Source organism: Pseudomonas sp. QLc11A, from assembly GCF_052112305.1.
GTDB classification, from domain to species: Bacteria; Pseudomonadota; Gammaproteobacteria; order Pseudomonadales; family Pseudomonadaceae; genus Aquipseudomonas; species Aquipseudomonas laurylsulfatiphila.
The window spans coordinates 1-23,086 of the sequence record NZ_JAVAJJ010000017.1 but is presented as its reverse complement, the minus strand read 5'-3'; the positions used below and the strand labels follow the sequence as shown (position 1 = coordinate 23,086).

Annotated in this window: 24 protein-coding genes; 14 read left to right on the top strand and 10 right to left on the bottom strand. The window is 62.2% G+C overall.

What is annotated here, in order from left to right:
* Positions 1-6 precede the first annotated feature (6 nt).
* Complete coding sequence (locus Q8X48_RS22385; RefSeq protein WP_407801897.1) at positions 7-1,071, bottom strand: hypothetical protein; 1,065 nt, start codon at positions 1,069-1,071, stop codon at positions 7-9.
* A 433-nt stretch (positions 1,072-1,504) separates the two neighbouring features.
* Between Q8X48_RS22385 and Q8X48_RS22380 the strand changes: the two genes are divergently transcribed.
* Entirely contained in the window at positions 1,505-1,765 is a 261-nt protein-coding gene (locus Q8X48_RS22380) for a hypothetical protein (protein ID WP_095967794.1), read from the top strand.
* Between the two features lie 38 nt (positions 1,766-1,803).
* Here Q8X48_RS22380 and Q8X48_RS22375 read toward each other — a convergent pair whose 3' ends face one another.
* The gene (locus Q8X48_RS22375) at positions 1,804-2,040 is read right to left on the bottom strand and encodes a hypothetical protein (protein ID WP_007975246.1); all 237 of its coding nucleotides are present in this window, start codon (positions 2,038-2,040) and stop codon (positions 1,804-1,806) included.
* Positions 2,041-2,220: 180 nt separating this feature from the next.
* On the opposite strand from Q8X48_RS22375, the gene Q8X48_RS22370 reads away from it, so the two are divergent.
* The 6 genes from Q8X48_RS22370 (at position 2,221) to yghX (ending at position 9,471) form a co-directional block, all read left to right on the top strand.
* Entirely contained in the window at positions 2,221-3,984 is a 1,764-nt protein-coding gene (locus tag Q8X48_RS22370; protein ID WP_407801896.1) for an L-lactate permease, read from the top strand.
* A gap of 243 nt (positions 3,985-4,227) precedes the next feature.
* Positions 4,228-5,727 carry a glycolate oxidase subunit GlcD gene (gene glcD / locus Q8X48_RS22365; RefSeq protein ID WP_407801895.1) on the top strand — a complete coding sequence of 500 codons (1,500 nt, stop codon included), beginning with the start codon at positions 4,228-4,230 and terminating at the stop codon, positions 5,725-5,727.
* The gene (gene glcE, locus Q8X48_RS22360) at positions 5,727-6,791 is read left to right on the top strand and encodes a glycolate oxidase subunit GlcE (protein ID WP_407801894.1); all 1,065 of its coding nucleotides are present in this window, start codon (positions 5,727-5,729) and stop codon (positions 6,789-6,791) included. Before glcD ends, glcE begins: the two co-directional genes overlap by 1 nt.
* 3 nt (positions 6,792-6,794) lie before the next feature.
* Complete coding sequence (gene glcF / locus Q8X48_RS22355) at positions 6,795-8,012, top strand: glycolate oxidase subunit GlcF (RefSeq protein WP_407801893.1); 1,218 nt, start codon at positions 6,795-6,797, stop codon at positions 8,010-8,012.
* A 19-nt stretch (positions 8,013-8,031) separates the two neighbouring features.
* Positions 8,032-8,433: a heme-binding protein gene (locus Q8X48_RS22350; protein ID WP_407801892.1), complete on the top strand. Its 402-nt coding sequence runs from the start codon at positions 8,032-8,034 to the stop codon at positions 8,431-8,433.
* Positions 8,434-8,583: 150 nt separating this feature from the next.
* Positions 8,584-9,471: a YghX family hydrolase gene (gene yghX / locus Q8X48_RS22345; protein WP_218504211.1), complete on the top strand. Its 888-nt coding sequence runs from the start codon at positions 8,584-8,586 to the stop codon at positions 9,469-9,471.
* 145 nt (positions 9,472-9,616) lie between these two features.
* Here yghX and Q8X48_RS22340 read toward each other — a convergent pair whose 3' ends face one another.
* Both Q8X48_RS22340 and Q8X48_RS22335 read right to left on the bottom strand, forming a co-directional pair.
* Complete coding sequence (locus Q8X48_RS22340) at positions 9,617-10,270, bottom strand: peroxiredoxin (RefSeq protein ID WP_007975239.1); 654 nt, start codon at positions 10,268-10,270, stop codon at positions 9,617-9,619.
* A 110-nt stretch (positions 10,271-10,380) separates the two neighbouring features.
* The gene (locus tag Q8X48_RS22335) at positions 10,381-11,325 is read right to left on the bottom strand and encodes an aldo/keto reductase (protein ID WP_172435769.1); all 945 of its coding nucleotides are present in this window, start codon (positions 11,323-11,325) and stop codon (positions 10,381-10,383) included.
* Positions 11,326-11,454: 129 nt separating this feature from the next.
* On the opposite strand from Q8X48_RS22335, the gene Q8X48_RS22330 reads away from it, so the two are divergent.
* From Q8X48_RS22330 to Q8X48_RS22310, 5 genes are all read left to right on the top strand, one after another.
* Positions 11,455-12,243 carry an alpha/beta hydrolase gene (locus Q8X48_RS22330; RefSeq protein ID WP_407801891.1) on the top strand — a complete coding sequence of 263 codons (789 nt, stop codon included), beginning with the start codon at positions 11,455-11,457 and terminating at the stop codon, positions 12,241-12,243.
* A gap of 276 nt (positions 12,244-12,519) precedes the next feature.
* Entirely contained in the window at positions 12,520-13,149 is a 630-nt protein-coding gene (locus Q8X48_RS22325) for a hypothetical protein (protein ID WP_407801890.1), read from the top strand.
* A gap of 25 nt (positions 13,150-13,174) precedes the next feature.
* Complete coding sequence (locus tag Q8X48_RS22320; RefSeq protein WP_407801889.1) at positions 13,175-13,804, top strand: helix-turn-helix transcriptional regulator; 630 nt, start codon at positions 13,175-13,177, stop codon at positions 13,802-13,804.
* Positions 13,805-13,952: 148 nt separating this feature from the next.
* On the top strand, positions 13,953-14,813 hold the full coding sequence (locus Q8X48_RS22315; protein WP_407801888.1) for a CAP domain-containing protein: 861 nt from the start codon (positions 13,953-13,955) through the stop codon (positions 14,811-14,813).
* Positions 14,814-15,367: 554 nt separating this feature from the next.
* Positions 15,368-15,769: a GFA family protein gene (locus tag Q8X48_RS22310; protein WP_407801887.1), complete on the top strand. Its 402-nt coding sequence runs from the start codon at positions 15,368-15,370 to the stop codon at positions 15,767-15,769.
* 167 nt (positions 15,770-15,936) lie between these two features.
* Here Q8X48_RS22310 and Q8X48_RS22305 read toward each other — a convergent pair whose 3' ends face one another.
* From Q8X48_RS22305 to Q8X48_RS22290, 4 genes are all read right to left on the bottom strand, one after another.
* Positions 15,937-16,569, bottom strand: a complete 633-nt coding sequence (locus Q8X48_RS22305) for a Vgb family protein (RefSeq protein ID WP_407801886.1) — start codon at positions 16,567-16,569, stop codon at positions 15,937-15,939.
* Between the two features lie 35 nt (positions 16,570-16,604).
* Entirely contained in the window at positions 16,605-17,825 is a 1,221-nt protein-coding gene (locus Q8X48_RS22300) for a helix-turn-helix domain-containing protein (protein ID WP_407801885.1), read from the bottom strand.
* A gap of 331 nt (positions 17,826-18,156) precedes the next feature.
* Positions 18,157-19,239 (bottom strand): sterol desaturase family protein, encoded by a 1,083-nt coding sequence (locus Q8X48_RS22295; protein ID WP_407801884.1) that lies wholly within the window; start codon positions 19,237-19,239, stop codon positions 18,157-18,159.
* A 77-nt stretch (positions 19,240-19,316) separates the two neighbouring features.
* Positions 19,317-19,979, bottom strand: a complete 663-nt coding sequence (locus tag Q8X48_RS22290; RefSeq protein ID WP_015095608.1) for a hypothetical protein — start codon at positions 19,977-19,979, stop codon at positions 19,317-19,319.
* 151 nt (positions 19,980-20,130) lie between these two features.
* On the opposite strand from Q8X48_RS22290, the gene Q8X48_RS22285 reads away from it, so the two are divergent.
* Complete coding sequence (locus tag Q8X48_RS22285) at positions 20,131-20,502, top strand: DUF3302 domain-containing protein (RefSeq protein WP_015095609.1); 372 nt, start codon at positions 20,131-20,133, stop codon at positions 20,500-20,502.
* A gap of 3 nt (positions 20,503-20,505) precedes the next feature.
* On the top strand, positions 20,506-21,465 hold the full coding sequence (locus Q8X48_RS22280; protein ID WP_407801883.1) for an HlyD family secretion protein: 960 nt from the start codon (positions 20,506-20,508) through the stop codon (positions 21,463-21,465).
* Between the two features lie 150 nt (positions 21,466-21,615).
* Here Q8X48_RS22280 and Q8X48_RS22275 read toward each other — a convergent pair whose 3' ends face one another.
* Positions 21,616-21,741: a hypothetical protein gene (locus Q8X48_RS22275; RefSeq protein ID WP_256585717.1), complete on the bottom strand. Its 126-nt coding sequence runs from the start codon at positions 21,739-21,741 to the stop codon at positions 21,616-21,618.
* A gap of 187 nt (positions 21,742-21,928) precedes the next feature.
* Positions 21,929-22,075, bottom strand: coding sequence for a hypothetical protein (locus Q8X48_RS22270; protein WP_172435770.1), 147 nt, complete (start codon positions 22,073-22,075; stop codon positions 21,929-21,931).
* Positions 22,076-23,086 lie beyond the last annotated feature (1,011 nt).

Sequence of the window (23,086 nt, the reverse complement as noted above, 5' to 3'; positions counted from 1 at the left end):
CTTGGATCATGGGGTGTTCTGCCGGGTAGTCGTTTGCGCCGGCGTCCAATCGACAGTGCCGGCACTCAAACCGACCGGCGGTTGTGCACCGCCGCCCAGACTCCCTTCGATCTGCCCCGCCATGTAAAGCGTGCCAGCCATGACGCCGGTGGTCGGGTTCTGCACCAGCTTGATCCAGGCCTTGTCGAAGGTATTGCCCAGACTGCTGCGGATCAGCGCTTCGCTGTCGGGCCTGTCATTGGCCTGGATCATCGCGCGAATGGCCGCCACACCGACGGTAATCAAGCCGCCGGCGAGTCTCCCGGCCGCGGCGGCCACGGCACTGGCGGCCCCGCGCGGGGCCATCTCGGCTTCCATGCGCTGGCTGGCGCGCTTGGCCACCGGCGCCATCGCGGTGTCGGTCGAACCCACGCCCTTGTCACCGCCGGCCTTGTGGATTTTGTCGAGCAACGCAGCGTAAGCCGGCAATGTGGTCAACGATTCGGTGTGCACGATCTGGTACAACGAGGCGTCCCGCGCCGGCGGTGGCCCGAGGGCAATGGCCGGGATTTTCTGGATGCGCCCGTTGAGCTGGGCCATAGGCACGCCGTGGCGGGTGGAGATTTTCTGCAGTTCTTCCTTGAGGATGTCGACGTAGAATGCCGCTGCCAGGCCAAGAATCGCATCGGGATCGATTTCCGCCGCCACCGGGGCCAGGACCTTCTCCTGGTAGGCTTCGAGCAGGTACGCCGCCAGGCGCTTGGCCGAGGCATCCTGCTCACCCTTGGCGCTGATGGTGTACCAGCTGACCTTCATCGACATCCATTCCTGGGTCCAGTAGCTGCTGAACCACGGAATGAAATTTTCTTCGGTCAGTTCATAGACCCGCGTACGCCAGTATTCCATGGCGCCACGGGCGTAGATTCGGGTCTGCTCGGTGGCCGACTGCGACGCGGCGACGATCTCCCGGTCCACCTGTTGCCAGGTGCTGACGGGAACGATGACCGGCGCCACTTCCACTGGCGCACGGGGCGGCGTGGCGCACCCTGCCAGCACCACCAGCACGGCAATGATCAGCGAACGCAGGTTCAAGATGGCGGCTTCCTGAAGTGTGCACCGGGCGGGATGTCCAGCACTCGAAAACCATGATTCAAGTATAGGTCGCGGCATGTGCATGGCCGACAACCGGCGGCACTTTTGAGGGCCTCTTCGCGGGCAAGCCCGCTCCCACAGGTTGCGTGTCGTGCCCGGATCATGTGGCAAGCACAAAACATTGTGGGAGCGGGCTTGCCCGCGAAGGGGCCAGAGCAGACAGCACGAAAACCACCATCACTGGCGTCGATATTCACCATCGCCGCGATTGCCTTCCGCTTGAACGCCGTCAGCGTAGGATCGATCCCAAGCCAACACGAAATCCCGAATCGGAGGGAAACCTCATGCTGATCCATCTGCTGACCTGCCTGGCCCTGACGGCGTTCACATTGAGTGTGTTTGCCTGGTACGTCCTGAGCGAGGAGCAAACATCATGATGCACACCGTCTCCCTCGCCGTGCGTTTTCCGCTGTTCGGCAACAATTTCTACGCGCAGAAATTCGAATCACGTAAAGAATTGACTCTGCTGTTCGACGAGAAGTTCGAAGCGCTGTTGATCCCTTCAGCCGATCATCACTTCAGTAACGAAGTGGTCGGGCTCAATGATCAGTTCCGCTTTTTGAATGACGTGCTGGCCGAGCATCTATTGGACGTCGAGCTGGCAAAAGCCTCGGTCCGTTCGTTCGGGTTCTGACGGCGACCGCGGGTCACCCGGGCACGGATGCAAACCGCTCACAACGTTCGCTGGCTATTGCCAGTGCCCCTCGCAATATCGATTCCCCAATCCATCGCCGCCTCCATGTCCAGCATGTGCGGCCGTGGGTCGTGGTTTTCGTCGATGACCGAGCCGTCCGGCTTGTAGACACCGATAAACATGCCCAACGAACCGTCTTTCAATATCTCGGCTGTGACTTTGATTTTGCATCCGTTCGATAAAGTCTCCTTGTGCTCTATATGGCGCTCGGTCATGACTGCATTGCTCCCCTGAGTGGATTCAAACCCTACTGGCCATGCTAGCCCAGCCCTCTGGAGTTCGCCGATTGGCAGGACCGAAGGCCGGCCCTGACAGCGGCGCAATGCCTCCTATACTCAAGGCCACCTCCCCTCCAGGGGATCTGCACGTCCAACAATAAAAAGCAGAGGTGGAACATGGTCTGGCAGCAAGTCTACGATCCGTTCGGTAACCCGGTGCTTTCAACGCTCATGGCGGCTGTGCCGGTGGTGGTGATGCTGGCGTCCCTCGCGTTTTTCCACATCAAGGCGCACCTGGCGGCGCTGCTCGCCCTGGTCTCGGCCTTGCTGATCTCGATCTTCGCCTTCGGCATGCCGGCGAACATGGCCGGTTCCGCGGCGCTGTTCGGTGCAGCCAACGGTTTGCTGCCGATTGGCTGGATCGTGTTGAACATCATCTTCCTGCACCGCCTGACCACCGAGAACGGTTCGTTCAAGGTGCTGCAAGACTCCCTGGCGCGCATCACCGATGACCGGCGCCTGCAATTGCTCCTGATCGCCTTCTGCTTCGGTGCGTTTTTCGAAGGCGCGGCCGGCTTCGGTACGCCGGTGGCGGTGACCGGGGCGATTCTCATCGGGCTCGGCTTCTCTCCGCTTGCCGCCTCGGGGCTGGCGCTGATCGCCAACACCGCGCCAGTGGCATTCGGCGCCCTCGGCACGCCGATCATCACCCTGGCCAAGGTCACCGGGCTGGATGAGATGGAGCTGTCGATGATGGTCGGTCGGCAGTTGCCCTTCTTCTCGGTGCTGGTGCCGTTCTGGCTGATCTGGGCCTTCGCCGGCTGGCGCAAGATGCTGGAGATCTGGCCGGCGATCCTGGTGGCCGGGGTCAGTTTTGCCATTCCGCAGTTCCTCGTGTCGAACTATCACGGGCCCATGCTGGTGGATGTGATCGCCGCGCTGATTTCCATGGCCTGCCTGACCGGTTTCCTCAAGGTCTGGAAACCGGCCACCGTGCACACCTCCGCCGCCCTGTCCGGCCGGGTCGACAACTCGAAGATCGATGTCGAGCACGACGAAAAGCCCGTACCCACTGCAACCTTTGCCAGCGAGGCGAAACCGGCGGTGATGCGGGCCTGGATGCCGTGGATCATCCTGACGGTCTTCGTGTTCATCTGGGGCACCCAGGGTTTCAAGAACACCTTCGACACCCGCCCTGCCATCGACCCGCAAACCAGTGCCGTCAAGCTCGATCCGCAGGGCAAGCCGATGCGCGAAGCCAACCCGCTGTTTGCGCCGGTCGTGACCTTCAACACCCTGCACTTGCAGATCGAGAAAGTCCCGCCCGTGGTGGCCGCGCCGAAAACCGAGGAGGCGGTGTACAAGTTCACCTGGTTCACCTCCACCGGCAGCGGCATTCTGCTGGCGGCAATTGTCGGCGGCTTGCTGATGGGGTACTCGATCCCGCAACTGATTCACCAGTACCTGCGCACCCTGTGGGTGGTGCGTTACTCGCTGATCACCATTGTGGCGATGCTCGCCCTGGGCTTTCTCACGCGCTACTCGGGCCTGGATGCGACCATGGGCCTGGCCTTCGCCGCGACGGGCATTTTCTACCCGATGTTCGGCACCCTGCTCGGCTGGCTCGGCGTGGCGCTGACCGGCTCGGACACCGCGTCCAACGTGCTGTTCGGCGGCCTGCAACGGGTGACGTCCGAGCAACTGGGCATCAGCCCGGTGTTGATGGCCGCCGCCAACAGTTCCGGCGGGGTCATGGGCAAGATGGTCGACGCCCAGTCGATCGTGGTCGCCTCCACCGCCACCCGCTGGTACGGCCATGAAGGGGAAATCCTGCGCTACGTGTTCTTCCACTCGATTGTACTGGCGATTCTGGTCGGCGGGCTGGTGACGTTGCAGGCCTACGTCGCGCCGTTCAGCCATATGGTGGTGGGCGGGCATTGAATCGAACGCTACTTAATTATGCTTAAGCCGCATACCTGTGGGAGCGAGCCTGCTCGCGAAGAGGGTGGCACAGCCGACATCTCTGTCGGACGTGACACCGCTATCGCGAGCAAGCTCGCTCCCACAGGGGACGGTGGTTTTTATTGAATGAATGGTCCGTCGTGCGGACAAACATCCCATGGACAGCCGGCCGTATCAGGCCAATGATAAAGGTCGCAGGTCTCCAGCGAGAATCGTGATCCCATGAACATTCTCTACGATGAACGCGTTGACGGCGCCTTGCCCGACGTCGACAGACACGCACTGTTGCAGGCCCTGCAGAGCCGCTTGCCGGGCCTGGAAATCCTGCATCAGCAGGAGGAACTCAGGCCCTACGAATGCGACGGACTGTCGGCCTATCGCACCACGCCGATGCTGGTGGTGCTGCCCCGGCACATCGACGAAGTGCAAGGGATACTGCGCGTCTGTCATGAGCTGCACGTCCCCGTCGTCGCCCGTGGCGCCGGCACCGGTTTGTCCGGCGGTGCGCTGCCCCTTGAGAAAGGCGTGTTGCTGGTGATGGCGCGCTTCAACAACATCCTGGGCATCGACCCCGCCGCCCGTACCGCGCGGGTTCAGCCGGGCGTGCGCAATCTGGCGATTTCCCAGGCGGCGGCAGCGTTCGGCCTGTATTACGCGCCGGATCCGTCCTCGCAAATTGCCTGTTCCATCGGCGGCAACGTCGCGGAAAATGCCGGTGGCGTGCATTGCCTGAAGTACGGCCTGACCGTGCACAACGTGCTCAAGGTCGACATCCTCACGGTCGATGGCGAGCATTTGAGCCTGGGCTCCAACGCCCTCGACGCCCCCGGTTTCGATCTGCTGGCACTGTTCACCGGCTCCGAAGGCCTGCTCGGGGTGATCACCGAGGTCACGGTCAAGCTGCTGCCTAAACCGCAGACCGCCAAGGTATTGCTGGCGGCGTTCGACTCCGTGGAAAAAGCCGGGCGCGCCGTCGGCGACATCATTGCCGCCGGCATCATCCCCGGTGGCCTGGAAATGATGGACAACCTGGCCATCCGCGCCGCCGAGGACTTCATCCACGCCGGTTACCCGGTGGAGGCTCAGGCCATTCTGCTGTGCGAGCTCGATGGTGTTGAAGCCGATGTCTCGGATGACTGCGACCGGGTGCGCCAGGTCCTGCAACAGGCCGGTGCGACCGAGGTGCGCCAGGCCAAAGACGAAGCCGAGCGCGTGCGTTTCTGGGCCGGGCGCAAGAACGCCTTCCCGGCAGTGGGCCGCCTCTCGCCGGATTACTACTGCATGGACGGCACCATCCCCCGTCGCGAACTGCCCGGCGTGCTGCACGCCATCACCGAACTCTCGAACGAATACGGCCTGCGGGTGGCCAACGTCTTCCACGCCGGCGACGGCAACATGCATCCGTTGATCCTGTTCGACGCCAATCAACCCGGTGAACTCGAGCGCGCGGAAAACCTGGGCGGCAAGATTCTGGAGCTGTGCGTGAAGGTCGGCGGCAGCATCACCGGTGAGCACGGTGTGGGCCGCGAGAAGATCAACCAGATGTGCGCGCAATTCAACAGCGATGAGCTGACCCTGTTCCATGCCATCAAAGCCGCCTTCGACCCAAGCGGCCTGCTCAACCCCGGCAAGAACATTCCGACCCTGCACCGCTGCGCCGAATTCGGCGCCATGCACATACATGGCGGTCAATTGCCCTTCCCCGAGCTGGAGCGTTTCTGATGCACGGCCCTGAAGATTTCGATGACAGCCAGTCACTGCTGGAACAGGTCAATCAGGCGCTGGAAAACGCTACGCCTTTGCGCATACAGGGTTCCAACAGCAAAGGTTTTCTTGGCCGCACCACGGCCGGGGAAATTCTCGATACCCGCGCGCACCGGGGCATCGTCAGTTACGACCCGACTGAACTGGTGATCACCGCCCGTTGCGGCACGCCGCTGTCGGAGCTGGCACAGGCGCTGGACGCCGCGCAACAGATGCTGCCTTGCGAGCCGCCGTCCTTTGGCGACGGCGCCACGGTCGGCGGCATGATCGCCTGCGGACTGTCCGGCCCACGGCGCCCGTGGTCCGGCTCGGTGCGCGATTTCGTCCTCGGCACGCGGGTCATCACCGGGCAAGGCAAGCTGTTGCGCTTCGGTGGCGAGGTGATGAAAAACGTCGCCGGCTACGACCTGTCACGCCTCATGACCGGCAGTTACGGCTGCCTCGGGCTGATCACCGAAGTCTCGCTCAAAGTGCTGCCAAAACCCCGGAAAATCCTAAGTATCAGCCTGGAAATGGACCCTGAACGCGCCTTGCTGCGTCTGGCACAATGGGGCCAGCAACCGTTGCCGATCAGCGCGGCCTGTCACGACGGCTCACGCCTGCACCTGCGGCTCGAGGGCGGTGAAGGTTCAGTGGCGGCGGCCCACGAGCGCCTCGGTGGCGAACGGCTGGACACTTCGTACTGGGAAGATCTCAACGAACAGCGCTTGAGTTTCTTCGACGAGGACCAGCCGCTTTGGCGCCTGTCACTGCCGCACAACACACCGCGCCTGTCGCTGCCGGGGCGTCAGTTGATCGACTGGGGCGGCGCCCAGCGCTGGTTGAAATCCGATGCCGAAGCGGCGTTCATCCGCCAGGTCGTCGATGAAGTCGGCGGCCATGTCACCTGCTTCAGCCACGGCCTGACCGACACCCCGTTTCAGCCGCTGCCCCCGGCCCTAATGCGCTATCACCGCAACCTGAAACAACAGCTCGATCCACGGGGCATCTTCAACCCCGGACGCCTGTACGCGGAGCTTTGAACCATGCAGACGACCCTGAGTGAACGCGCCAGCCAACTGCCCCGCGCCGCAGAAGCCGAAAGCATCCTGCGCACCTGCGTGCACTGCGGCTTCTGCAATGCCACCTGCCCGACCTATCAATTGCTCGGCGATGAACTGGACGGACCGCGGGGCCGCATCTACCTGATCAAGCAAGTGCTGGAAGGCAATGACGTCACGCAAAAGACCCAGCAACACCTGGATCGCTGCCTGTCGTGCCGCAACTGTGAAACCACCTGCCCGTCGGGCGTCGACTACCACAACCTGCTGGACATCGGTCGCGCGGTGGTCGATGCGGCGGTGCCGCGCCCGCTCGGGCAGCGCCTGTTGCGCGAGGGGTTGCGCCAGACCGTGCCGCATCCGGACCTGTTCAAGAGTCTGGTCAATGGCGGCCAGGTGTTCCGCGCACTGCTGCCGGGCACGCTGCAAAGCAAATTGCCGCGCCATGCACCACCGGCCAAGCCGCGCCCCATGACCCTGCGCGAGCGTCAGGTGCTGATGCTCGAAGGCTGCGTGCAACCCGCCCTGTCACCCAACACCAATGCCGCGGCGGCGCGGGTGCTGGACCGGTTGGGAATCAGCGTCATCGCGACCCGCGAAGCCGGTTGCTGCGGTGCCGTGGACTACCACCTGGACGCCCAGGCCGCCGGCCTCGATCGCGCCCGGCGCAACATCGACGCGTGGTGGCCAGGCATCGAAAAAGGCGCCGAGGCGATTGTGCAGACCGCCAGCGGTTGCGGCGCCTTCATCAAGGACTACGGCCATCTGCTCGCCAGCGACCCGGCCTATGCCGACAAGGCGAAAAAGGTCAGCGAACTGGCCCGGGACCTGGTGGAGGTGTTGCGCGACGAACCACTGGAAAAACTCGGGATCCACGCCTCGCAGCGCCTGGCCTTCCATTGCCCCTGCACCTTGCAGCACGGGCAGAAACTCGGTGGCGCCGTGGAAGCGCTGCTGAGCGGATTCGGTTTCAACCTGACGTCCGTGCCCGACGGGCACCTGTGCTGCGGCTCGGCAGGCACCTATTCACTGACCCAGCCCGCACTGTCGCGACAACTGCGCGACAACAAGCTCAACGCCCTGGAAAGCGGCCATCCCGAGGTCATCGTCACGGCCAACATCGGCTGCCAGTCGCACCTCGACGGCGCGGGCCGGACCCCGGTGCGGCACTGGATCGAACTGGTCGAAGCCGCCCTGCCTTAACCGAACCCCGGAGACGCCCATGAACCGCAAAGCCGTCCTGAGCCAGACCGAAGTCCAGCAGATCATCAAAGCCGCCCGTGCCGAAGCACAGGCCAATCAATGGGCGGTGACCATAGTGGTGGTCGATGACGGCGGTCACCCGCTGGCCCTCGAACGCCTCGACGGTTGCGCACCAAGCAGTGCCTATATCGCCACCGAAAAGGCCCGCACCTCAGCCCTCGGGCGGCGCGAATCGAAAAGCTATGAGGACATGGTCAACGGGGGGCGCTACGCTTTTCTGTCAGCACCCGTGCTGACTTCGCTCGAGGGTGGCGTGCCGATTGTGTTCGATGGCCAGGTGATTGGGGCTGTCGGGGTGTCGGGCGTCAAGCCTGAGCAAGATGCGCAAGTGGCCAAGGCCGGTGCGCAGTGCGTGAAATGAGATTTTGGTATCACCCTGGATCCCTGTGGGAGCGGGCTTGCCCGCGATGGCGGAGGAACAGTCAACATAAATGTTGGATGTGCTGGCCTCATCGCGGGCAAGCCCGCTCCCACAGGGTCCGTGTTCAACCAGACGAAAGGAACTCCGCCGATGACCCGTCTAACTGCCAAAGACTTTTCCCCGCAACTGCTTGAGTTATATGACTACTACGCCCACGGCAAGATCAACCGCCGGGAGTTTCTCGACCGCGCGGCGTTGTTCACCTTCGGCAGCATGACCGCCGGCGCCCTGCTCGCTGCACTAAGCCCCAACTACGCGCTGGCCGAGCAAGTCGAGTTCACCGACCCGGACATCATTGCCGAGTACGTCACCTACCCTTCGCCCAAGGGTAACGGCCAGGTACGGGCTTATCTGGTGCGTCCGGCCAAGGCCACCGGCAAGGTGCCGGCGGTGGTGGTCGTGCATGAAAACCGCGGGCTCAACCCGTACATCGAAGACGTGGCCCGGCGTGTGGCCAAGGCCGGTTTCATCGCCCTGGCCCCGGACGGCCTGACCTCGGTCGGCGGTTATCCCGGCAATGACGACAAGGGTCGCGAGCTTCAGGCCACGGTCGACCCGGAAAAGCTGATGAACGACTTTTTCGCCGCCGTCGAGTGGATGATGAAACACCCTGCCGCCACCGGAAAAGTCGGCATCACCGGGTTCTGCTACGGCGGTGGCGTGACCAATGCCGCCGCCGTGGCCTATCCGGAACTGGGCGCCGCCGTGTCGTTTTATGGTCGTCAGCCTACGGCCGAGGAAGTGCCCCGGATCAAGGCACCGGTGATGCTGCACTACGGCGAGCTGGATACGCGGATCAACGAGGGCTGGCCGGCCTATGAGAAAGCGTTGAAGGCCGGGGGCAAGACCTATGAGGCCTACATTTATCCGGGCGCCAATCATGGTTTCCACAACGACTCGACGCCGCGTTATGACGAGGCGGCGGCGAAGTTGGCGTGGGAGCGGACGTTGGGGTGGTTTAGAAAGTATCTGGTTTGACAGAAGTTTCTCGGCCAGCAATTCCGGCCCCTTCGCGGGCAAGCCCGCTCCCACAGGGGATCTCTGTCGTACACAGATCTTGTGTTCACCGGAGATCCCTGTGGGAGCGAGCTTGCTCGCGAAGGCGGTTTCAGGGTCGCAGCAGTTACTTCGGCTGAGCCACCGTCCGCAAATACGGCTTCAGTGTCTTGAAGCCATCCGGGTATTTCTTCTTCGCATCTTCATCAGACACTGAAGTCGGGATGATCACATCCTCGCCCGGCCGCCAGTTCACCGGCGTGGCAACGGTGTGCCTGGCATTCAGTTGCAGGGAGTCGAGCAGACGCAGCACTTCATCGAAATTGCGCCCGGCGCTCATCGGGTAGATCAGCATGGCCTTGACCTTCTTGTCCGGGCCGACGATGAACACCGAACGCACCGTGGCGTTGTCCACGGCTGTGCGCGCGCCCCCGCTGGCATTGGGGTGGATCATGTCGTAAAGCTTGGCCACCACCAGGTTTTCATCGCCGATCAGCGGGTAGTTGACGGCGCAGCCCTGAGTCTCGGCGATGTCGCCGACCCAACGGTTGTGGTCGCTGACCGGGTCGACGCTGAGGCCGATGACCTTGGTGTTGCGCTTGTCGAATTCGGGCTTGAGTTTGGCCAGGTAGCCCAGTTCAGTGGTGCACACCGGGGTGAAATCCTTGGGGTGGGAAAACAGGATGGCCCACCCGTCGCCGATCCATTGGTGAAAATTGAGCGTGCCTTCGGTGGTTTCGGCAGTGAAATCCGGTGCTTCATCGCCAATGCGGATAGCCATGTTCGATCTCCTTGCAGTGATGGACAGGGACGCCGTCAGGGCAACGTATGCGCTTTCAACGGCATGGACGCGGACAGTATAGGAGAGGTTGCGCAACTCGCCGGGCTGCGCTAGTCCACCAGCGCAATCAGCTGCTGACGCTGGGCATCGGTCAGCATCGGGCCGAATCCGGCCCGGGTATTTTCCGCCATGTAGCGCGGGTTGCCGGTGCCCGGAATCACGCAGGTCACCGCCGAATGCGACAACAGGAACTTCAGTGCCAGTTGCGGCCAGCTCTTGACCCCGACTTGCGCCGCCCAGCCTGGCAGCGGTTTGTCTTTCAGTCTGGCCAGCAGGCCGCCACCGCCGAACGGCCGATTGCAGATCACCGCCACGCCCCGTTCACGGCACAACGGCAGCAAGCGTTTCTCGGCACCGCGATCATCCAGGGCGTAGTTGATCTGCAGGAAATCGACAGGCTCGGCCTTGAGTACCGCTTCCACTTCGTCGTAGGCCGACGCCGTGTAATGGGTGATGCCGATGTAGCGGATGCGCCCCTGTTCTTTCCAGTGGCGCAGGGTCGGCAAGTGCGTCTGCCAGTCCAGCAGGTTGTGGATCTGCATCAGGTCGATCCGGTCGGTCTGCAACAGGGCGAAGGATTGTTCCATCTGCGCGATGCCTTCCTCGCGCCCGCGGGTCCACACCTTGGTGGCCAGGAACGCCGGCGAGCGCGGCTCATGGATCGACAGCAATTCGCCGGTGGTCTGTTCGGCGCGACCGTACATCGGCGAGCTGTCGATCAGCTTGCCACCCTTGTCGAACAACGCATCCAGTACCGCGGGCAAGTCCTTGTAGGCCGGTTGCGAAGGCTCGACGTCGAATCCGCGATAAGTGCCCAAGCCTACGATCGGCAAGGACTCGTTGCTGGAAGGAATGGCGCGAGTCTGCATGGTCTTGCCTCCTGTTCCCGTCGACGGCGCGGGTTGCGCACTCGCCGGACCGAACGTGAAGACCGCCGAAGCGCCGGCAGCCAGCGTGAGTATTGCTCTACGGGTGTAACCCTCAGGATGGCTCATAAAACGCTTCTCACCAGTCGTTCGGGTCCGGCCTGTTGCACCGACACGGCGGATAACCCGCGCCCAGGGTCGATTGACTACACTCACAAGGCCCTGCGACGCCAGCCACTTTCAAACCCCGAGCCGTCAATGCCGCCCACTAACGTTAGTCGAATGTCGCGCACCCTGGTGTTACTCGTCGTCATCGTCGCTGCGTTTTACCTGACGCTGTGCGTGACGCTGTTCGTGTTTCAGCGGGCACTGATCTATTACCCGCAACCGCGCGCTGTCGGCGCAGCCGGGACGCTGCTCACCCTGCCGGTCGCCGACGCACGGGTGCTGGTGTCCATCCGGCCGCACCAAGGCCCGAAGGCGCTGATCTACTTTGGCGGCAACGCCGAAGACGTCTCGCGCAACTTACCCGGGTTCACTCAGGCGTTCCCTGATTACGCGCTGTATCTGCTGCATTACCGAGGCTTTGGCGGCAGTTCCGGCTCGCCTTCCGAAGAGGCCATCGCCCGCGACGCCTTGACCTTGTTCGACCAGGTGTATGCCAGCCACTCGCATGTGGCGGTGGTCGGACGCAGCCTGGGCTCGGGTGTCGCCGTGCGCCTTGCCAGCCAGCGCCCGGCGGCGCGCCTGGTGCTGATCACGCCCTACAACAGCCTCGAAGGGCTGGCCGCCCGTCAGTTCCGCTGGTTTCCGGTGCGCTGGTTGCTGAAGGACAAATACCCGTCCTGGCAGTACGCCGCCCGCATCACGGTGCCGACTCGCCTGATTGCCGCCGAGCATGATGAAGTGATTGCGCGCTCGAGCACCGAGCGTTTGTACACACACTTCGCCAAAGGCGTGGCGTCACTGCAGGTGATACCGGGGACGGGGCATAACTCGATCAGTGAAAGCCCTGAATACCTCAAACTTCTTCGTGAAGGGCTGTAACGGCAACACCCGTATTTGTGGCGAGGGGGCTCGCCCCCGTTCGGCTGCGCAGCAGTCGCAAACCCGAACAATGCATTTGCCTGAGTAACCGCGATTGCAGGGTTTGGGGCCGCTTCGCGACCCAACGGGGCGATGCGGCGCTCCGACAAGCCCCCTCACCACAGAAAGCCCTTCAGTCGTGACCATTGGTCCGAGACTCTGCCTCCGGCCAATAAAAACATATTTTCATGCCTATATTGATATTGTCGAACGTTCCCACTCTCTGAGGGTGCCGTCATGAATATCAAAACCCTGGCTTTGCTCCTGCTGGCTTTCTGTGCCCAACCGGTCTGGAGCCAGACGCCTGCCGCCTCACCCGCCGCTGCCGACAGCCCCGCGTTGACCACGCGCCTGGCCGAGCGGGATCTTTGGGTCGAGCACATTTTCTGGATCAGAAACTACGCACTGGCCAATCAATTCGCCGACCAGAAACAAGCCAAAGTCGCGGCCGATCAGGTGGTCGACAACGCCACGAAAATCGCCAACAGCATCGCCCCGCTCTACGGCCAACCGGCGGCGGATCAATTGCTCAAGCTGCTTGCCGGCCATTGGGGCGCGGTGAAACACTACAGCGATGCCACGGTGGCCAAGGACACCAAGGGCAAACAGGCCGCCGTCACCGAACTGACCAGCAATGCCAAGGCGATTGCGGCGTTCCTGGCCACGGCGAACCCCAATCTGCCTGAGGCGACACTGGTGACGATGTTGTCAGCCCATGGCGGTCACCACATCACCCAGATCGATGAATTCGCGGCACATGATTACGCCGGCGAAGCCCGTACCTGGGCGATGATGCGCACGCACATCCTGGCCCTGGCCGATGCGTTGACCGGTGCGCTGGTCAAGCAATTCCCGGACAAGTTCTGATTCTGATATCGCGCGAGGGTATCCCATGCTGGAAGGACTGGGCCGAACACAGCAAGACCTGCTCAATGCGCTGCTGCACCATGCCGGCGGCATGAGCATTGACGAGTTGGCTGAACACTTGGCCGTTACGCGCACGGCGATCCGCCAACACCTGGCGGCGCTGGAGCGTGACGGCCTGGTGCTGCGCGGCGACACCCGCCCGACGGGGCGTCGTCCGGAGCAGCTGTACCGGCTCACCGACCACGCACGGGAGCAATTCCCTCGCCACTATCAGCTACTGGCCAGCGTCCTGATCGATGAAGTCGCCACCATCATTGGCCCCGAAGCCCTGGCCTCGCTGATGCGCAGCATGGGCCGCAAACTGGCGCTGGACCGTGAGCAGCAGGTCGTCGACGAAACCAGGATCGTCCAGCACATGAACCAGGCGGGCTACGAAGCCGAGGTGTTTTTTCGCTCAGGCGGCACGCCGGAAATCGTCGCGCATAACTGCGTGTTCCATCGCCTGGCCGCCGAGCACCCGGTGGTCTGCGAACTGGACCTGGCCTTGATCGGCGCGCTGGGCGGCGGTGAAGTCGAGCACAGCGAGTGCATGGTGCGTGGCGGGCATGTCTGTCGCTTCAGGCTGCGACCGAGCGAGAAGCAGGATCCCGTTTAAACGGCGCACTACGCCCTACCCTTCGTCGGACGCCTCGGCTGGATCACAGGCAGCAGCTTGTCCGCCGTGAACCTTGTGTCGAGTCACCAGTCATACCCTGCGTTTTTCCCCACTCCTTTCGTCGTCATCTCATCCGAGTTGTCCGTTCATGCGCCAAACCGTCGTTGCCTTGCGCTTTTCTTCGCTGTGCCTGTTTTCCCTGCTCCCCGTTTTTGCCAGCCCCGCCCACGCCGATGGGCAACGGCAACTGGTCGACGCCATCAACGACTACCGCGCCCATCCGCAACGTTGCGACCGGCGCCCCGCGCAACGCTTGTCACCCCTGACGCTCAAATCGAACCTGGCCTTGCCCGTTGGCTATGGCGGTGGGTTGCGGGACCGGTTAAAGGCTTCCGGCTATCAGGCCACCATGGTGCGTTCTATCCGCGTGGTGGGTGCACGGGACGCCGAAGAAGCCTTCGAGATGTTCCAGGACGAGCACTGCGCCGCACTGCTGGACAACCAATATGCCGATATCGGCGTCAGCCGCGCCGGGAGCGAGTGGCAAGTGGTGCTGGCGCGGCCAGTGCTCGACCGGCAAACCGCCGATCCTCGCAGCGCCGCCCAGGCGTTGCTGACGCAGGTCAACGCTGCCCGGGCCAAGCCGCGCCTGTGTGGTCGCCAGCGCTTCGCCGCCGCGCGGCCGCTGTCCTGGAGTGCGGCCTTGGGTTCCGCAGCACAAAATCACAGCAAGGACATGGCCTACGGCAACTATTTCGCCCACCAGGACCGCGACGGTGACATGCCCGCCGACCGCGCCAGGGCTGCCGGCTACCGTGGCCGCCAGATCGGCGAAAACATCGCCGCCGGGCAAGGTTCGCCGAGCAAGGCCATGGCCGGTTGGCTCGCCAGTCCCGGGCACTGCGCCAACCTGATGAACCCGATGTTCACCCAGGTCGGTGCCGCGTACGCCGCCAACGCCCGCAGCGACAACGGTGTTTACTGGACGATGCTGTTCGGCGCGCCTTGATCCGCCGGCCAGACTCACTTTGGGGGCATAGAAAAGGTTCTCGACGGGAAACTGTAGGAGCCATGCCCACGCTGAAACTGTAGGAGCCAGCCTGCTGGCGATGGACTCAAGTGCGCCGCGTTCATCCAGCTCACCCGCGTAATCGTTAACGACCATCGCCAGCAAGCTGGCTCCTACACCGTGAAAAAACCAAGGCATTAAAAAGCCCGCACTGGGCGGGCTTCGTGGGTGAGTACAAGTAGGTGGCCGGTGCTGGTCTCCGGCTTACAAGGTTTATCAGGCCTCCCACAAAAGAGTCGTGAAACCGTAATGGAACTCTTCTGCTTCACACGGCATAAGGGCTGGATCCCAGCGCGGGGATCTTTCTAACCGTGTACCCTTCGGAACGCGCCCCACGTCTCCTTGCTATCCTTTTGCGCATCAGTCTGCGTCTTCACCTACAAGGTTGAGGATAGCAAAACAGGGACGATTGCCAACCGGGCTTTTAGACCGATTTCGACCAGCAGAAAACATGGCAGGACGGAAAAATACTATCGATAAGGAGATGGCATTTCATGGATGAGTTTCACCGGGGCAGCTGCCTTTGCGGTGCGGTCAAATATCGCGTGTCGAGCGAGTTGAAAGCCGTCACCCATTGCCATTGCAGCCAGTGCCGAAAGAGCCATGGAGCTGCGTTTGCGAGCTACGTGAGCGCGCCCGCCTCGGCGCTGTCGATCATGACCGGCACTGACTCGCTGATGGCGTATCAATCGTCCAAAGGTGTCACGCGGCAGTTCTGTTGCCGCTGCGGATCTTCGCTGTTCTGGACTGACTCGACAGGCGCGTTTTCCGAGTGGGTTTCGATTGCCCTCGGTTCGCTGGATACGCCGCTACGGACACGCAAGCAAAAACATGTTTGCGTCGGCTCGAAAGCAGATTGGTACGAGATCAGCGATCAGCATCCACAAGCGGACTGAGTGGTGGGAGTGTGGTCACTGAAGATCGACTGTGGGAGCGACGGTGCGGCGATCCGACCTGCTCGCGATTGCGTCAAATCAGTCAACATTGATGTTGCCTGACACCCTGCATTCGCGAGCAGGCTCGCTCCCACAAAGGTTGTAGCTGGTGACCTGGCTGCAGTGCTTCACGAAGGCCGACGCACCACCCTCACCTTGCCGCTTTCGCCGCCACCGCAGAACAACCGCTCGCCGCCATCGGACTCCAGCCCCGACACGCCGACGCCTTCGGGCATCCTGAGGCTCTCGAGTACTTCACCGGTTTGCGCGTCGATGCGCCGCAACTCACTCTCGTCGCCCTCCCAGGTGCCATGCCACAGCGAACCTTGCACCCAGGTCACGCCGGTAACGAAACGGTTGGATTCGAGGGTGCGCAGGATCTTTCCGGTCTCGGGGTCGATCTGGTGGATCTTGCGTTCGCGGTACTGGCCCACCCACAACGTCCCTTCGGCCCAGGTCAGCCCCGAATCGGTGCCGGCGCCGGGGGCCGGAATCGTCGAGAGGATGCGGCCGGTGCGGGGGTCGATCTTGTGGATGCGGTCGTCGGCGATCTGGAACAGGTGCTCGCCATCGAATGCGGTGCCGGCATGGGCAGCGACATCGATCGAGCCCAGCACCTTGCCGCTTTCCGGGTCCAGGGCGTTGATTTTGCTGTTGCTGGCGAACCAGACCTTTTCGCCGTCCCAAGTGACGCCGCACACATGATCGACCTCGGCAAACGGGCCATATTCACGAATGACTTCAGCAGTTGCGTGTTTCATCTGGCAATCCTCAATGGGGGTTGGTGGCGTTCATCCTAGCCACCGGGCAGCGGCGCCGGGAGTAACAAGGTCGTCGCGAATCCCGGCACCGGCGGCGTCATCCAGCGCCGCGCGCGGCCTCGGCCAAACCACTGCACCTTGCCCTGCTCCGCCAGCGTATCGAGCGCACGCTGCACCGTGCGCTGGCTGGTCCCCAGCGCCAGGGCCAGGGCGGAACTCGACCACGACTCGCCATCGGCGAGGCAGGCAAATACCGCAGCAAATTTTTCCTCGACCGGATGCGCCAGTGTCACCACCCCCGTGCACACGGACGTTTGCAGGGCAAAACCCCGGGGCGTCGCGATGACGCCGGCCAACGGCTTGAGCGCTTTACGCAGCCGGCCAATCTCCACGCGAAGCCGGGCACGATGGGACTCATCCGAGAGCTTCAGACGGAACGCCCGGGCGATCAGCGTTTCCCGCGCAACATCGGCGGGCCAGGCTTCGGCCAGGGTGCGGGCGAGCACGAACAGGATCGGCCGCGTCGCGAGCGACACCGACATGCCGCAACCCCGCACAACGTACCGGCAGGCATCCACCACCAACGCCGTTGAACCGAGCAAGGCTTCGACTTCATCGAGCAGCAGCGCTCGCTCCTCACCCCGGGCAATCAGGCGTGCCGCGGGTGCGTCGAGCAAGCGCGCAACCTGTTCGACTTCAGCGATCAGCGCAGCAATCCCCGACTGACCGGCAGCCTGCCCGGCTCGCGTCAACGCCTCCCGTGCCGCGTGCGATTGCAGGCGGCGAATGGCGATCCCCGCCAGCACCAGTTCATGGGTGGTGCGCAAGGCCGGCGGCAAAGGGCCGGGGTCGAGACTGGCCAGCAACTGCTGCGCCTCATCGAGCTGTCCGATCAACAGCAAACGGCGGATGTGCAGATACCGCGCATGAGCGGCATTGACCCGGTCACCGTGCTGTTCAAGGGTGACCCGCGCCGTTTCGAGCGCCTTGACCGGCCAGCCGAGATCCCGCGACGCCAGGGCGATTTCGGCCTCGGCCACCACGCATCGGGCACGGGCCAGCACCTCCCTGGGCGAAAAGGCCCGTTGCGCACGCTTGACCAGCGCCCGGGCGCGCACCAGATCGCCCAGTTGCGCCATGGCGATACCGCGCAGGGCCAGCGCCGGTGCATCGTCGCGCAAGGCCACGCGGTCCAGTGCCCCCAGCGGATTACCCGCCGCCAGCGCCTGGGCGGCGGCCGTGATCATCGAGTCCATCGAAATCCCGCCACGCTTGTCACTCCCACCGTTCGATACCCGGGTTTAGTCTAATTCACGACCTTTCACCAGGAGCGTACAGCGATGAACACGCACAAAACGCGCGAGGACTGGACGGGCTGTGGAGCATGTACCAATGGCTCGACCGCGCATCCAGAGGTGCAATGAAACGGGGCCCCGGAATGATCACGCCGGAGGAATCGTCGCCAACATACCGATCAGAATGGTCAACAGCAGAAAACCGCCGAGAAAAATCGTCATCTTGGCCATGCGGCCTCCCACACTATGAATTGGCGGTACAGCGGGCGCCGAGTGCTGCCGTACCGGAGATTTATTGTGGGCTGGTGGCTGTATCCGTTACAGAGGCAGATTGCACTGAAAAATACGGATCAGATGCGTTTTCAGGCTGTGCTTCAGGGCGTTTTGCACAGAGAAGTTTGCGGGCGATGTCCACAAAGGGCGTGACGATCAAACCCTTCATCGTCAGGTAACGTTCGTGATCCTGCTCCCCGGTGCCGAACTGGATGACCTCGGGTGTGGACCGGGTGACGTACAGCGTGCCGAACATCCAGTCCCACAGCGACAGGTTGATGCCAAAGTTCTTGTTGAAGTGTCGTGGTGCGTCACTGTGATGAATCTGGTGTTGCGCCGGGCTGCTCAATACCCGTTCGAGCACCGGCCCGAAGGACAACCAGACATGGCTGTGACGCAGGTTGGCCGCGAGGCAATTGAAGATGAACACCATGTAGGTCACGCCAAACAATGTATAGCGGCTGATCTCTCCCCCGCAGGCGTACCAGAAGACACCGGCAAAGGCGCCGATACAGATGATGTCCGTGAGTTTTTCGACCACCTCTTCCAGGAAGTGCACGCGACTGGCCGTCGCCGGCACCAGCACGGGCGCCGAATGATGGACTTTGTGGAAGGCCCACAGATACCGCGAATGAAACGCGCGATGGCCCCAGTAATGGCTGAAATCCTTGACCAGAAAAACGCCCAGCCCATAGAGCAGGGTCAGCGCCAGGTGCTCCTCCACTTGCGTGCGCGCGCCCCACAGCCGGGTGAAGAAGGCGATGTAGTCCGCCGAGCGCAGCACGTACGGATCGACCAGAGCGACGATGGGGAGTACCAGGGCAACCTTGAGGATGGCGAGTACGAAGTAATAGCGGTAGTCGAGCAACGCCGAGCGGTGCAGGTAAACCCGGCGGCCGCCGATGAACTGAACGAAGGAGCGCGCGTCGGTCAAACCCCGGGATTTACGGTACCGGAACAGGCAATAAGCGACGCTGTAAGACATGCAGAGAAAGGATAGACCGAGTCTGCCGTTGAAGTCGAAAATGCCCAGGAACTGCCGGGTGACCGGCTCGATGACCCACTGGGATAAATAAAGATGGATTGCGGCAAGAACATCCATACCGGACTGCCCGACGTAAATGGAAGGGCGATTGTAAATGAGAATGAGTCTTTAGTGTGCTGAATTATGTCCAGTTGTCAGCCGCCCAGCGCAATGATCGCAAGGATCAACACACCTCCCGTAGCGGCCATGATCACCCCACCCTGCCACTGCGTGGCGCCAGCGTATCTGGCGAGCATCCAGCCTGCGATGAACAGCACCACGAGGCCGATCAGGTTGGACAAGCGGATGGCGAGCGCCGTCTGGTCGAGCAGTATGAACGGCACCACCAGTGGAAAGGTCGAGCCCACCACCAGCAGGAAAACACCGAACGCGCCCCTGAAGTCGTTCCAGCCGAGGCCGGCCCTGATCGGCAAGGGCGGCTGTTCGAGCAGCCGACGGCGCAACAGCTCCAGGCCCTCGCTGCCGGCTGCCGTCGCGAATTGCAACGGCAGTACTTGCGCAATGAGCGCCTGACCGGCCGTGGCGTCCGCGCCATTGCGCAGGGCCAGGTACAGCTTGATCCTGCGCGTGCGCTCGACCAGTGCGCGCAACAGGTACATGACCGCATCGGCCAGTCCCCAGGCGAGATTGCAACCGAGCGCGGCCAGCATCATCGTGCGCTCGGCGGCCTGGTCTGCCGTGGCCACGCTGATGGTGCCGGTGAACGTCATGGCCATCAGCAGGCCGAAGATCACCTCGGTAATGCGCTCGACAGGGTCAAGTACAGGCGCCCTTTCGAATTGATCATTGCCTGGCATGAATTCACCTCCCCTTGGGCTGCCTGCACGGTACCGGTCGACGCTTCGGCCAGGCACCGGTTGCCCGGGCTGGATATCCGCATCCCCGTCAAGTGTAGATTGAACGGCTACACTCATGCGCACACGTTATCTGCTTCAAGAGGAGTGGTTCATGCTTGATTACTTCGCGTTGGGCCTGCTGATTTTTGTCGGGCTCGTCTTGTTCTACGGGATCATCCTGCTCCACGACATCCCCTATGAAATTGCCGTCCACCGCAACCACCCTCACCAGGATGCAATCCACGCCACCGGCTGGGTCAGCCTGTTCACCCTGCACGCGCTCTGGCCGTTCCTGTGGATCTGGGCGATGGCCTATCGGGAGGACCGGGGCTGGGGTTTCAGTGACGGACACTCACCCAAGAGCCATGTGGTTCACCTCGAACAACAGGTCGCCGAACTGCAAGGCCGGATCGAGCGCCTCGAGGCAGCAACGGGTACGGCACAGAGCAGACGGCCAACGGACAATCTCGGCGAGGGCATTTGAGCCATGGATCTCTTACTCATACTGACGTATGCGGCACTCTGCGTTGCCATCTTCAAGATCTTCCGCATCCCCCTGAACAAATGGACGGTGCCCACGGCGGTGCTGGGCGGGATCGTGATTATCGGCGCGCTGATTTTCACCATGAACTACAACCACCCCTACTCCGAGGTGGCGCGTTCCTATTTCGTATCGGTTCCGGTGATTCCCGTGGTCAGTGGCCAGGTGATCGACGTGCCGGTCAAGACCAACCAGCCCCTGGAAAAAGGCGATGTGCTGTTTCGCATCGACCCCGCGCCTTTCGACTACCGGGTGAAATCCCTCAAGGCACAGCTGATTGCCGCCCAGGCCGATCGTGTGCGGATCACCGAGTTGATCAAGCGTAATTTCAGCACTCAACGGGAACTGGATATGGTGGTCGCCCGGACCGACGACCTGAAGGCACAACTGGACAACGCGCAGTACGAACTCGACAACACCACGGTGCGTGCGCCCAGCAAAGGCTTCGTCACCCATGTTTCGCTGCGTCCGGGCATGATGGCGACCAAGCTGCCGCTGCGCCCGTCGATGGTGTTCATTCCCGCCGAAGGGCATTACTTCTCGGCGTGGATGCGCCAGAACAGCCTGTTGCGCCTGACCGAGGGCGATGAGGCCGAAGTCGCATTTGACGGCATTCCCGGGAAGGTGTTCGAAGGCAAGGTCAAAACCGTGATTTCGGTCATCGCCGAAGGCCAGATCCAACCGTCGGGCACGCTGATCGGTTTCACCGGTTCACCACCGGCCGGCCGGGTACCGGTGATCATTGAAATCACCGACCCCGACTATGCCCAGTACGCCGAGCTGATGCCCGGCGGTGCCTACGGCCAGGCGGCGTTGTACAGCCAGCATTTCCATCACATCGCGATGATGCGCAAGATCCTCCTGCGCATGGCTGCCTGGATGAACTACATCTTTCCGTTCCACTAACCCGCTAGCGTCGGCAACTGACTCAATCCTTGAATTGGGTCAGTTGCCGGTTCAGCGAACCGGCCTGGTCGCGCAGTTGCAACGACTGATCGAGCAGGCTGCGGATCGCGGTGCTTGAAGTATCGGGCGTGGCATTGAGGGGGTACGGCGCTAGAGAATCCAGTTGAGCAGCAGGTGCGAGGCAATCCAGGGCGACGCCTGGGTCACCGCCCATGCCAGCAGTGCGCACACGAACAGGTAGCCCGCAAAGAACTTGAACATCGCGCTGTTGCCCATGCAGCCCTCCCGGCTTTACAGCCATACGGGGCGTTCAATGCGAATGCGTAACCATTACGATGCGCGTCTCACCCGTAAAGGATTCGATCACCCGAATGGTGTGCAGTTCCATAGGCCGGGTAATTCATAGGCTTGCCCACCCTTTGCATTCGACCTGACCGTAATAGGCGCCGGCAGGTCAGCGCGCTCAAAGGGTCAACGCCATCGCCAGTACGCCGGACAACGCCAGCATCATTAGCAACGCAACAAACATCAGACTCAACTGAGCGAGCTGCTTATATAGGTGTGTCGATCGTTTCGTGATCAGAGCAATGGATTTAGTCGTGGAAGCCATCACCAATTCTCCCTTTCCCGCCGCACATGTAATAGCTCCCGCGAACAATTGCCTGGGCTGGCCGTCGGTGGCGATCTGAATGATGTCTGCACGTTGGGTGCAAGCGCGCTGTCAGCCCGTGACGTGTTCCGGGAAAGAGCATCGTGCAGGGCGGGCTTGACCTGAGCGGTAAGGCGATGGCGTTGCATGCTGGCGTCGCTAGCTTCATTTTTTCACCCCTCGCGTCATGGGACGAAAACTGTTGCGGGTACCAAGGGGTTAAGCAACGAATGAGCCATCACTACGGGACCAAGAAAAAGTCCAAATTAATGAACAAGCTGTTTGACGGTGTGCCAGGCGAGACGCAAATTTGGTGAAAAAGGCCCGGTCAGGTGGGTGTAATAACCCATGTATGGGGATGTAGGAGCGAGCTTGCTCGCGATAAACCCGAGAGCGCCGCGGGGTACCCGGCAACCCGCGTTATCGTTGACGACCATCGCGAGCAAGCTCGCTCCTACAGGGTTTGTGTTTTCGCCGGCGGCCAATGCCATCTGTAGGAGCGAGCTTGCTCGCGATAAACCCGAGAGCGCCGCGGGGTACCCGGCAACCCGCGTTATCGTTGACGACCATCGCGAGCGAGCTCGCTCCTACAGGGTTTGTGTTTTCGCCGGCGGCCAATGCCATCTGTAGGAGCGAGCTTGCTCGCGATAAACCCGAGAGCGCCGCGGAGCACCTGCCAACCCCCGTTATCGTTGACGACCATCGCGAGCAAGCTCGCTCCTACAGGGTTTGTGTTTTCGCCGGCGGCCAATGCCATCTGTAGGAGCGAGCTTGCTCGCGATAAACCCGAGAGCGCCGCGGGGAACCTGCCAACCCCGCGTTATCGTTGACGACCATCGCGAGCGAGCTCGCTCCTACAGGGTTTGTGTTTTCGCCGGCGGCCAATGCCATCTGTAGGAGCGAGCTTGCTCGCGATAAACCCGAGAGCGCCGCGGGGAACCTGCCAACCCCGCGTTATCGTTGACGACCATC